Consider the following 12,499-nt stretch of genomic DNA (forward strand, 5'->3'; position numbering starts at 1 on the left):
GGGAATTATGTTCGTTTTCGCGCATGGAGCGTATCGGCCAGCGCCATCGCCAGCCCGACCGCCAGGCCGGTAACGTGCGCACCATTGGCGATAGACATACCAAACAGATCAAACCATCCGGCAATAAGCCATATTAACGCAAAGGTTATTAATCCACGTTGTAAATAGATGCCGCTTTCCGGGTCGCGCTCGCCTCTGAGCCAGGCGTAACCCATCAGGGCGTACACCACGCCGGATAACCCGCCAAACCACGGACCGCTGAATTTATGCTGCACATAGCCGCTTAACAGGGCGCTGATAAGGGTGATCACAATCAGCTTGCCGCTGCCGAGCCGCTTCTCCACCGCCCCGCCGAGATACCACCACCACAGCAGGTTAAAGAGGATATGCATCACCGAGAAGTGCATCAGCGCATGCGTGAAGTAGCGCCAGACGTCAAATTGCAGAGAGGGATCGTACGGCCATGCGAGGGCAATCATCACGCTCTGGTCGCCCACCACGCTCATAATAATGAAGACGATGATGCAGGCTGCCATCAAAAGCAGCGTAAACGGTCCTGCGCGCTCGCGGAGGGTGGCGAGAAACGGAAAACGTTGATAGTGCAGGCCACTGTCGGTCTGGCCGGATTGCCAGCTTGCTGCCAGATAACGCGGGTCGCCCGGGTTTTCCAGGAAACGCGCCAGCTCGGCGTTCACGCGCCCAGCCTGGCTTTCGTCTGCCAGCCAGACATCCGTCTGTGTATGCTGCTGAATAGTCAGGATAATGCCCTGCGTCGCCATATAGTCGACAAACGCCTGGGCGACGCGCGGGTTGCTAAAAGAGGTGATCATCAACATGGGCAGCGGTCGCTTATTTCCACACAAAAGGGGACGGTATAGCGGGATCAGCGCTCAAACGCGTATTCAACTTCTGCCGGGAAATGACGATGCCATGCATCGAAGCCGCCATCGACGCTGTATACCGCGTCGTAACCCTGCTGGAGCAGATACTGCGCCGCGCCTTTACTGCTGTTGCCGTGATAGCACATCACCATCACCGGCGTGTCGAAGTCGTTATCGCGCATAAACGCGCCCAGCGTGTCGTTGGTGAGATGGAACGCGCCCGGCGTGTGGCCCATCGCAAAGCTCTGCGGATCGCGGATATCCACCAGCACCGCGGTTTTCTGGTGCATCTTCTGATGGGCTTCTTCTACGTTAATACATTCAAACTGATCCATGGTGTTCTCTTTCTGTTGTTCTGGTTGGGTGCGCTCTGGTGCCCTCACCCCAGCCCTCTCCCACAGGGAGAGGGAGAAAAGTTAGTCGCACGATTTTACCCCGTAGTGTACGTCCTGGCGGCGGGTAAACGCCATTATGTTATCCATATCACTCTAAATTGTTTTTTTGATGTTACCAAAAGCGCGTTCCTTTGCTATTATGAGCGATATCGAACATTTTTGAGCTTTAACGAAAGTGCATGAGGGTGTTATGGAAACCAAAGATCTGATTGTGATAGGCGGGGGCATCAACGGTGCCGGTATTGCGGTTGATGCCGCAGGACGCGGTTTATCCGTGCTGATGCTGGAAGCTAACGATCTCGCCTGCGCGACGTCGTCCGCCAGCTCCAAGCTGATCCACGGAGGCCTGCGCTACCTGGAACACTACGAATTCCGCCTGGTCAGCGAAGCGCTGGCCGAACGCGAAGTGCTGCTGAAAATGGCTCCGCATCTGGCGATCCCGATGCGCTTCCGCCTGCCCCACCGCCCGCACCTGCGTCCGGCGTGGATGATCCGCATCGGCCTGTTCATGTACGATCATCTGGGTAAACGCACCAGCCTGCCGGGTTCGACCGGTTTGCGTTTTGGCTCAGAATCGGTCCTTAAGCCTGAAATCGTGCGCGGTTTCGAATATTCCGACTGCTGGGTGGACGATGCGCGTCTGGTGCTGGCTAACGCGCAGATGGTCGAGAAGAAAGGCGGCGAGGTGAAAACCCGTACCCGCGCGATCGCCGCGCGCCGCGAAAACGGCCTGTGGATCGTGGAAGCGGAAGACGTGGATACCGGCGAGAAGTTTAGCTGGAAAGCGCGCGGCCTGGTGAACGCCACCGGCCCGTGGGTGAAACAGTTCTTCGATGACGGTATGCACCTGCCTTCTCCGTACGGCATCCGCCTGATCAAGGGCAGCCACATTGTGGTGCCGCGCGTGCATACCCAGAAGCAGGCTTATATCCTGCAAAACGAAGACAAGCGCATCGTGTTTGTGATCCCGTGGATGGACGAGTTCTCCATCATCGGCACCACTGACGTGGAGTACAAGGGCGATCCGAAAAACGTTGAGATTGAAGAGAGCGAAGTCAGCTACCTGCTGAAAGTGTACAACGCACACTTTAAGAAACAGCTGGCGCGCGATGACGTGGTCTGGACCTACTCCGGCGTGCGTCCGCTGTGTGATGACGAGTCTGACTCACCGCAGGCCATCACCCGTGACTATACGCTTGATATTCATGACGTAGACGGTCAGGCGCCGCTGCTGTCGGTGTTTGGCGGTAAGCTCACCACCTACCGTAAACTGGCGGAGCATGCGCTGGAAAAACTGGCGCCGTATTACAAAGGCATCGGCCCGGCGTGGACGAAAGGCGCCGTGCTGCCTGGCGGCGATATCGGCAATAACCGCGACGATTACGCCGCGAAGCTGCGTCGCCGCTTCCCGTTCATTACCGAAGGAATGGCGCGCCACTACGCCCGCACCTACGGCAGCAATACCGAACTGTTCCTCGGCGACGCGAAAGAGATTGCCGATCTGGGCGAGCATTTTGGCCATGAGCTGTACGAAGCGGAACTGCGCTACCTGGTGGAACACGAGTGGGTGCGCCGTCTGGACGATGCCATCTGGCGTCGTACTAAAGAAGGGATGTGGCTGAATGCCGAGCAGCAGTCTCGCGTGGCGCAGTGGTTGCAACAACATGCGGGAAAGCGTGAATTGTCACTGGCGTCCTGAGGGTGACAAAAAATGCCCGGTGGCGCTGCGCTTACCGGGCCTACAGGATCGAGTAGGCCGGGTAAGGCGGAGCCGCCACCCGGCTTTGTTTTACAACCTCACCGGATCAATATGCCAGATATTCTCGGCATACTCTTTGATGGTCCTGTCTGACGAGAAGTATCCCATGTTGGCGATGTTATGCATCGCGGCGCTGGTCCACTTCTCCTGCTGACGGTACAGTTCGTCCACCTTATCCTGACAATCCACGTAGCTGCGGTAATCCGCCAGCACCTGATAATGATCGCCAAAGTTAATCAGCGAGTCCACCAGGTCACGATAGCGCCCAGGCTCCTCAGGGTTAAACACCCCGGTGGCGATTTGCGTCAGCACCTGGCGTAACTCTTCATCCTCTTCATAATACTCACGCGGCGAGTAGCCCTGCTTGCGCAGCGCCTCCACCTCTTCCGCCGTATTCCCGAAGATAAAGATATTCTCCGCGCCCACATGCTCCAGCATTTCGACATTTGCGCCGTCCAGCGTGCCGATGGTCAGCGCGCCGTTCAGGGCAAACTTCATGTTGCTGGTGCCGGATGCTTCCGTCCCCGCCGTGGAAATCTGCTCAGAGAGATCCGCCGCCGGAATAATCAGCTGCGCCAGGCTTACGCTGTAGTTCGGGATAAACACCACTTTCAGCTTGTCGCCAATGTCCGGATCCTGGTTCACTACCTTCGCCACATCGTTGATAAGATGAATGATGTGCTTCGCCATGTAGTACGCGGAGGCCGCCTTACCGGCAAAGATTTTCACGCGCGGCACCCACTCCGCTGTCGGGTCAGCCTTAATGCGGTTGTAGTGAGTGATGACGTGCAGGACGTTCATCAGCTGACGCTTGTACTCGTGGATACGCTTGATCTGCACGTCAAACAACGCTTTCGGGTTCGCCACCACGTTGAGGTGCATCGCCAGCCACACCGCCAGACGTTTCTTGTTCAGTAGCTTGGCTTCCCGCACGGCTTTGTTCACCGTCGGAAAATCAATGTGTTGCTCAAGCTCGCTCAGCTGGCTCAAATCGGTGCGCCAGGTGCGGCCGATATTTTCGTCCAGCACGTCAGACAGCGGCTGGTTCGCCAGCGCCAGCCAGCGGCGCGGGGTGACGCCGTTGGTCACGTTGCAGAAACGCGTCGGGAAGATCTTCGCAAAGTCCGCAAACAGGGATTGCACCATCAGGTTCGAATGCAGCTCTGAAACTCCGTTGACCTTATGGCTGATCACCACCGCCAGCCAGGCCATGCGTACGCGGCGACCATTGGATTCATCAATGATCGAGGCGCGGCTCAGCAGGCCGGTATCGTTCGGGTACTGCTCCTGCAAGGTCTTGAGGAAGTAGTCGTTGATCTCGAAGATGATTTGCAGGTGGCGCGGCAGAATTTTGCCGAGCATATCCACCGGCCACGTCTCCAGCGCTTCACTCATCAGCGTATGGTTGGTGTACGAGAACACCTGGCAGGTCACTTCAAACGCGTCATCCCAGCTGAACTTATGCTCGTCAATCAGCAGGCGCATCAGCTCAGGGATCGACAGCACCGGATGGGTATCGTTGAGGTGAATAGCGGTTTTTTCCGCCAGATTCGCATAGGTTTTGTGCAGCTGATAGTGACGGCTAAGGATATCCTGAATCGTTGCCGAGACGAGGAAATACTCCTGACGCAGACGCAGCTCGCGGCCCGAATAGGTCGAGTCATCCGGATACAGGACGCGGGACACGTTCTCAGAGTGGTTTTTATCTTCCACCGCCGCGAAGTAGTCGCCCTGATTGAATTTACCGAGGTTGATCTCGCTACTGGCCTGCGCGTTCCACAGACGCAGCGTGTTGGTCGCATCGGTGTCGTAGCCGGGGATAATCTGGTCATAGGCCACGGCGAGGATCTCTTCGGTTTCCACCCAGCGGGATTTTTTCCCTTCCTGCTGAATACGCCCGCCAAAACGCACCTTGTAGCGCGTGTTGTGGCGCTTGAACTCCCACGGGTTACCGTACTCCAGCCAGTAGTCCGGCGACTCTTTCTGACGCCCATCAACGATGTTCTGCTTGAACATGCCGTAGTCGTAGCGAATACCGTACCCGCGTCCCGGCAGCGCCAGCGTCGCCAGTGAATCGAGGAAGCAGGCGGCAAGACGCCCGAGACCACCGTTACCCAGCCCCGGGTCGTTCTCTTCGTCAATCAGCTCTTCTAAGTCCAGCCCCATCTCTTCCAGTGCGTTTTTGACGTCGTCATAAATCCCGAGCGATAACAGCGCATTGGAGAGGGTGCGACCAATCAAAAACTCCATCGACAGGTAATACACCTGTCGCGTCTCCTGCGAGAGCTGGGCGCGGTTGGAGCGCAGCCAGCGTTCGACCATACGGTCACGCACCGCAAACAGCGTGGCGTTCAGCCACTCATGTTTGTTGGCAATAACGGGATCTTTCCCAATGGTAAACATCAGCTTATAGGCGATGGAGTGTTTCAACGCCTCAACGCTGAGCGTGGGGGAAGAGTAGCTAAATGGAGCATTCATATCAGTAACTTCGCCTCGTTACATCAAGCGTTGATAAAGGTCGCGGTAGGACTGCGCCGCAACGTGCCAGCCAAAGTCCATGGACATCGCCTGACGTTGTACGTAACGCCACAGGGATGGACGGGACCACAAGACGAAAGCACGCCGGATCGCCCGAAGTAGCGACCAGGCATTACTGTCCTCGAAAACAAACCCGCTGGCGATACCATCCGCCAGGTTTTCCAGGGAGCTGTCAGACACCGTATCCGCCAGCCCGCCCGTGCGGCGTACCAGCGGCAGCGTGCCGTATTTCAGACCATAGAGCTGCGTCAGGCCGCAGGGCTCGAAACGGCTCGGCACCAGAATCACGTCTGCGCCGCCCATGATGCGGTGCGAGAACGCTTCGTGATAGCCAATCTGCACGCCCACCTGCCCCGGATGTTCCGCCGCGGCCGCGAGGAAACCTTCCTGCAATACCGGGTCGCCCGCGCCGAGCAGCGCAAGCTGCCCACCCTGCTCCAGTAATCCCGGCAGCGCTTCCAGCACCAGATCCAGCCCTTTCTGGCTGGTCAGGCGGCTGACCACCGCAAACAGCGGTACCTTGTCGTTGACCTTCAGCCCCATCGCAATCTGTAGCTGACGCTTGTTCTCCGCTTTGTCCTCCACGGAGTCGCGACCATAGCGCGCTGCCAGCAGGAGGTCCGTTTCCGGATTCCAGATCTGTTCATCCACGCCGTTCAGAATGCCCGACAGACGACCTTCACGGTGGCGCTGTTGCAGTAGCCCTTCCATACCGTAACCGAACTCCGGCTGGGTAATTTCCCGCGCGTAGGTTGGGCTGACCGCCGTGATGTGGTCGGCGTAGTACAGACCGGCCTTCAGGAACGAAATCTGTCCGTTAAACTCCAGTCCGTGCATGTTAAAGAACGACCATGGCAGATCGATGTCATTCATATGATGCGCGTAATACATGCCCTGATACGCCAGGTTGTGCACCGTAAACACCGATTTCGCCGGATGCCCTTTCGCCGCCAGATACGCAGGAGCCAGCCCCGCATGCCAGTCGTGCGCGTGCACCACGTTCGGACGCCAGAACGGATCCAGCCCGACGGCCATCTCCGCCCCCACCCAGCCGAGCAGGGCAAAGCGCAGCACGTTATCGGTATAGGCGTACAGGTTGGTATCGTGATACGGGCTGCCGGGTCGGTCGTATAAATGCGGCGCATCAATCAGGTAAATCCCTACGCCATTGTAATGTCCAAACAGCAGGGTGATACGTCCCGCGAAGGTCTCGCGGCGGGTAACAACCTTCGCATCGGGAATACCACGCCGGATATCCGGAAAAGCGGGTAACAACACGCGGGTATCCACCCCTCCGGCAATTTGCGCCGCCGGTAATGCACCAAGAACATCCGCCAGTCCGCCCGTTTTTAACAACGGGAACATCTCAGAACATACGTGTAAAACCTGCATCATCGCTCCTGTTTGATTTGCAGCTTCCGCAACATTTCCCGTGTTACTAACACGATCCCCTCTTCCGATCGGTAGAAACGACGTGCATCTTCTTCCGCGTTTTCCCCAATCACCATCCCTTCGGGAATGACGCAGGCACGGTCGATAACGCAGCGACGCAGACGACATGAGCGCCCTACCCAGACATCCGGCAGCAGGACTGCCGAATCGATATTACAGAATGAGTTTATACGCACGCGCGGGAACAGCACGGACTGCACCACCACCGAACCGGAGATAATGCACCCGCCAGAGACCAGCGAGTTCAGCGTCATACCGTGGCTGCCGGAGCGATCCTGGACGAACTTCGCCGGCGGCAGCGATTCCATATGGGTGCGAATCGGCCAGTTCTGGTCGTACATATCTAGCTCAGGCGTCACGGACGCCAGATCGAGGTTGGCTTTCCAGTACGCTTCCAGCGTGCCGACGTCGCGCCAGTAAGGTTCCGCATTCGGATCGGACTGCACGCAGGACAATGGGAAAGGATGTGCATACGCCATGCCAGCTTTGGTAATTTTCGGGATGATGTCTTTACCGAAGTCGTGGCTGGAGTTTTCGTCTTTGTCGTCTTCTTCCAGCAGTTCATAAAGATAATCGGCATCAAAGACATAGATCCCCATGCTGGCGAGCGATTTGGTGTCGTCTCCCGGCATGGTTGGCGGATTCGCCGGTTTTTCGACAAAGTCGATAATCTTGTCGTCGCCATCTACATGCATCACGCCAAACGCGGTTGCTTCTGCAACAGGCACCGGCAGACACGCCACGGTGCAGCGCGCACCTTTTTCGACGTGGTCGATCAGCATGTGGGAGTAATCTTGCTTGTAGATGTGGTCCCCGGCGAGGATAACGATGTATTCCGCGTTGTAGCGGCGAATGATGTCGAGGTTCTGGGTCACGGCATCCGCCGTGCCGCGGTACCAGTTCTCCCCGTGAACGCGCTGCTGCGCCGGGAGCAGATCGACAAACTCGTTCATCTCTTCGCTGAAGAATGACCAGCCGCGCTGAATGTGCTGCACCAGCGTGTGCGACTGATACTGGGTAATGACGCCAATACGGCGAATGCCTGAGTTCAGGCAGTTGGACAGTGCAAAATCGATAATACGGAACTTACCACCAAAGTGAACGGCCGGTTTGGCGCGCTTGATGGTCAAATCTTTCAGACGGGTACCACGCCCGCCCGCGAGGATCAGGGCAACTGTTTTTAATGGTAGCTGGCGCGCCAACATTAACGGATCGTTCTTCTCTAATCTAACCATGACTAACTCCTTTTTTATCATCTTTGGAATACGCACACTCCGTGCGCAGGCCCGTGCCAGACAGCCATAACAACCGGATTATCCGCTCCGGCAAAGGGAGGAATGGCTCGCCATTCCCCGTCAGGTAAAACAATCTCTGCGACGTCATCCGTCGCGTTCAGCGTCACCAGCCACGCATCCGAAAGCAGGATTTGCAGACAGGGTATGCCGTGTTGCCACTCTTGCGCGCTTAACGGTTGCGCGTCTTTATTCAGCCAGCGAACGTTGCCGTCGCCCTCTTCCCACCAGCAGTCGGCGGTGAGCGCGGGGATGTGCTGGCGAAGATGGATCAGCGCCGCGGTGAAATGGGTCAACCCGCTGTTCGCTTCTTCCCAGTTGAGCCAGGTCAGGGTGTTGTCCTGGCAATAGGCGTTGTTGTTGCCGTGCTGGCTGTGACCGTGCTCATCGCCCGCCAGCAGCATCGGCGTGCCCTGCGACAACAAAAGCGTCGTCAGCAGCGCATGAACGCTGGCGCGTCGCCGCTCGATCACATCCAGACTTCCGCCTAACCCTTCTATACCATGGTTAAAGCTATGGTTGTTGTTAGTCCCATCGCGATTCTCTTCGCCGTTTGCCTCATTGTGTTTCTGATTGAAACAAACGCAGTCGCGCAGCGTAAAACCGTCGTGCGCCGTCACCAGATTAATGGTGGCCGACGGACGTTTGCCGTCACGCTTAAAGAGATCGCTGGAGCCGGCAAAGCGACCGGCAAACTCCCCCAGCGACAGATCGCGCGTCAGCCAGAAGCGGCGGACGGCATCGCGGAAGTGGTCGTTCCACTCGGCAAACAGCGGCGGGAAGTTCCCCACCTGATAACCGCCCTCGCCGATGTCCCAGGGCTCCGCAATCAGCTTCACCTTTGAAAGCACCGGACAGTTTTTGATGGCCTCAAACAGCGGCGCCTGCTGGCTGAACGCCGGGGTGCGCCCCATTACCGGCGCCAGGTCGAAACGAAAACCGTCCACGTGGAACGTCTCAACCCAGTATTTCAGGCACGCGTACGCGTAATGCGTAACGGCCGGATGACTGAGGTTGAGGGTGTTACCGCACCCGGTCCAGTTCTCGTAATCGCCGTCGTCCCTGATCCAATAATAGCTACGGTTATCGATTCCGCGCTGTGAGAGCGTCGGGCCATCAAGATCGCTTTCTGCACTGTGGTTCAACACCACGTCCAGAATGACCTCGATACCCGCCGCGTGAAGCGCCTTCACCGCATCGCGAAACTCATCCCGCGCCTTCTCCGGATGCACCGCGTAGCGCGGGTCGAGGGCGAACATCGCCAGCGGGTTGTAGCCCCAGTAGTTGCTTAACCCAAGACGCTGCAGCCGCGGCTCGCTGGCAAAATGCGCCACGGGCAACAGCTCCAGGGCGGTGATCCCTAAGTGCTTCAGGTACGCGACCATCGTCGGATGCCCAAGCGCTTTGTAGGTACCGCGCATCTCTTTGGGGATTGACGGATGCAGATACGTCAGCCCTTTGACGTGGGCTTCATAAATAACGGTGTTGCCCCACGGCGTGCGCGGCGGGGCATCGTCTTCCCAGTCGTAGAGATCGTGTACCACCACGCTTTTGGGCGCGACGGGTGCGCTGTCGCGGTGGTCTGGTTCGCCGTAGCCAACGTGGAACAGCGGATCGTCTTTAAACTCGCCGTCCACGCGGTGCGCACATGGGTCAATCAGCAGCTTCGCCGGGTTAAACCAGTGCCCCTGAGAGGGCTCCCAGGGGCCGTGTACGCGAAAACCGTAGTGCATCCCCGGCCGTCCTCCGGCCAGGTAGCCATGCCAGGTATCCCCCGTGCGCGCCGGTAAATCGTAACGGTGCTCGTTACCTTCCCCGTCAAACACACAGAGTTCCACCCGCTCCGCATGGGCGGAAAAGAGCGTGAAGTTCACCCCCTTTCCGTCAAAACTCGCCCCGAGCGGTTCGGGTTTACCTGCCGTAAGCTGCGTCATTCTCCCTCCCGCACCAGCCAGATTGTGCCAAGCGGCGGCAGCGTCAGGCTCAGGGAGTTCGGACGGCCATGGCTTTCAATGGCATCGCTCTGCACCAGCCCGCCGTTACCCGCATTGCTGCCGTGGTAGTGCATGGAGTCGGTATTGAGAATTTCGCGCCATTTGCCCGGCTGGTTTATGCCGAAGCGGTAGTGTTCGCGCGGTATCGGCGTGAAGTTGCTGGCGACGATGATCTCGTTACCGGCTTTATCACGTCGTACAAAGACAAACACCGAGCGCTCGTGGTCGTCCACCACAAGCCACTCAAAGCCGTACGGATCGAAGTCCAGCTCGTGCAGCGCTTTGTGGTGGCGATAGGTCAGGTTCAGGTCGCGAACCAGACGCTGCACGCCGTGGTGCCAGTTGTCCGCGCCTTCCAGCAGATGCCAGTCAAGGCTGGTGTCGTGGTTCCATTCGCGCCCTTGCGCAAATTCGTTGCCCATAAACAGCAGCTTTTTGCCCGGGAAGGCGAACATCCAGCCGTAATAGGCGCGCAGGTTGGCAAACTTCTGCCACGCGTCCCCCGGCATGCGGTCGAGAACGGATTTCTTGCCGTGTACCACTTCATCGTGCGACAGCGGCAGCATGAAGTTTTCGGTGTAGTTGTAGAGTAGCCCGAAGGTGAGCTTATCGTGGTGATACTGACGATAAACCGGGTCAAGCTTCATGTAGTCGAGCGTGTCGTGCATCCAGCCGAGGTTCCACTTGAACCAGAAGCCCAGGCCGCCCATTGCCGGTGGACGGGAAACGCCCGGGAAGTCGGTTGACTCTTCAGCCATGGTCACGGCGCCTTCCACCTGCTCGCCGATAATGCGGTTGGTGTTGCGCAGAAACTCAATCGCTTCGAGGTTTTCACGCCCGCCATACTCGTTTGGGATCCACTCACCCTCTTTGCGGCTGTAGTCGCGGTAGATCATCGACGCCACCGCATCGACGCGCAGGGCATCAATGCCGAAACGTTCGATCCAGTACAGCGCGTTCCCGACCAGGTAGTTTGACACTTCACGGCGACCGTAGTTGTAGATCAGCGTGTTCCAGTCCTGGTGATAGCCTTCGCGCGGATCGCTGTGCTCGTACAGCTTCGTACCGTCAAACTCTGCCAGCGCAAAATCATCCGACGGGAAGTGGCCCGGCACCCAGTCGAGGATCACGTTCAGTCCGGCGGCGTGCGCGGCATCAATGAAATAGCGGAAGTCATCGCGCGTGCCGAAGCGGCGCGTAGGCGCATATAGCCCGGTCGGCTGATAGCCCCAGCTACCGTCGAACGGGTGTTCGTTGATTGGCAGCAGCTCCAGATGGGTAAAGCCCATCCATTTGGCGTACGGCACCAGCTGGTCCGCCAGCTCGCGATAGCTCAGCCAGAAGTTGTTATCGGTGTGGCGACGCCAGGAGCCGAGATGCACTTCATAGACGGAGATCGGCGCATCAAAGCGGTTGGCCTGCTTGCGCTCCTCGCTCTGGACAACCTTCTCCGGCAGGCCGCAAATCAGCGAGGCGGTATTCGGGCGCAGTTCGGCCTCAAAGGCGTACGGGTCGGATTTAATACGCAGCTTGCCGTTGGCATCGATCATCTCGAATTTGTAGAGCTGACCGTTGTGCGCGCCGGGGATAAACAGCTCCCAGATGCCGGTTTCCCGGCGCAGGCGCATGGGGTGACGACGACCGTCCCAGTAGTTGAACTGCCCGACAACGGAGACGCGCTGGGCGTTTGGCGCCCATACGGCAAAGCGCGTGCCGGTGATACCGTCCATGGTATCCGCATGGGCACCCAGCGTTTCGTAGGGGCGTAAATGGGTCCCTTCGGACAGCAGCCAGGCGTCCATCTCTTTTAAGAGCGGGCCGAAGCTATAGGGATCATCAATCAGGTTTTGCTGACCGTGCCAGATAACGGCAAGCTGATAACGAAAAGGATTTTTACGGCGGGGCATGACGCCCGAGAAGAAGCCACGCGAGTCGAGGCATTCCAGATTACCCACCTTGCGGCCGGTTTTGGGTTCGATAACCCACACTTCTGTTGCATCCGGTAACAGCGCCCGAACTTCCAGTCCGGCCTCTGTACGGTGCATCCCTAGCACAGAAAAGGGGTCGGCAAAGTGACCCGCAATAAGCGCATTAATCACGTCTCTCGAAATACGATCGGACATGGTATTCATCCTGTTTTTTTATGTCGCCCTTTTTACGCGCTCCGGGACGACTTTTAATGTGACCT

At 57.8% G+C, this 12,499-nt stretch carries 8 protein-coding genes; 1 reads left to right on the top strand and 7 read right to left on the bottom strand.

What is annotated here, in order from left to right; genetic code table 11:
- Positions 1 to 5: 5 nt before the first annotated feature.
- Positions 6 to 836, bottom strand: a complete 831-nt coding sequence (glpG, locus tag HWQ15_RS06380; RefSeq protein ID WP_022649642.1) for a rhomboid family intramembrane serine protease GlpG — start codon at positions 834 to 836, stop codon at positions 6 to 8.
- A gap of 47 nt (positions 837 to 883) precedes the next feature.
- Entirely contained in the window at positions 884 to 1,216 is a 333-nt protein-coding gene (gene glpE / locus HWQ15_RS06385) for a thiosulfate sulfurtransferase GlpE (protein ID WP_022649643.1), read from the bottom strand.
- Between the two features lie 250 nt (positions 1,217 to 1,466).
- Here glpE and glpD point away from each other — a divergent pair, with 250 nt between their 5' ends.
- Entirely contained in the window at positions 1,467 to 2,975 is a 1,509-nt protein-coding gene (glpD, locus tag HWQ15_RS06390; RefSeq protein ID WP_022649644.1) for a glycerol-3-phosphate dehydrogenase, read from the top strand.
- A gap of 90 nt (positions 2,976 to 3,065) precedes the next feature.
- Here the strand turns inward: glpD and glgP are convergent, their stop codons facing one another.
- Genes glgP through glgB form a run of 5 tightly spaced genes read right to left on the bottom strand, consistent with a single transcriptional unit; the run spans position 3,066 to position 12,434 of the window.
- A complete protein-coding gene (gene glgP, locus HWQ15_RS06395; RefSeq protein ID WP_032626819.1) occupies positions 3,066 to 5,513 on the bottom strand; it encodes a glycogen phosphorylase in 2,448 nt (815 codons plus the stop codon).
- 18 nt (positions 5,514 to 5,531) lie between these two features.
- The gene (gene glgA / locus HWQ15_RS06400) at positions 5,532 to 6,965 is read right to left on the bottom strand and encodes a glycogen synthase GlgA (RefSeq protein ID WP_022649646.1); all 1,434 of its coding nucleotides are present in this window, start codon (positions 6,963 to 6,965) and stop codon (positions 5,532 to 5,534) included.
- Positions 6,965 to 8,260, bottom strand: a complete 1,296-nt coding sequence (glgC, locus tag HWQ15_RS06405; RefSeq protein WP_003861582.1) for a glucose-1-phosphate adenylyltransferase — start codon at positions 8,258 to 8,260, stop codon at positions 6,965 to 6,967. Before glgC ends, glgA begins: the two co-directional genes overlap by 1 nt.
- A gap of 17 nt (positions 8,261 to 8,277) precedes the next feature.
- The gene (gene glgX, locus HWQ15_RS06410; RefSeq protein ID WP_063149287.1) at positions 8,278 to 10,251 is read right to left on the bottom strand and encodes a glycogen debranching protein GlgX; all 1,974 of its coding nucleotides are present in this window, start codon (positions 10,249 to 10,251) and stop codon (positions 8,278 to 8,280) included.
- A complete protein-coding gene (glgB, locus tag HWQ15_RS06415; protein ID WP_063149286.1) occupies positions 10,248 to 12,434 on the bottom strand; it encodes a 1,4-alpha-glucan branching enzyme in 2,187 nt (728 codons plus the stop codon). The genes glgX and glgB overlap by 4 nt, the downstream gene beginning before the upstream one ends.
- Positions 12,435 to 12,499: the final 65 nt, after the last annotated feature.

The organism is Enterobacter sp. DSM 30060 (assembly GCF_013375955.1).
GTDB lineage: Bacteria > Pseudomonadota > Gammaproteobacteria > Enterobacterales > Enterobacteriaceae > Enterobacter > Enterobacter intestinihominis.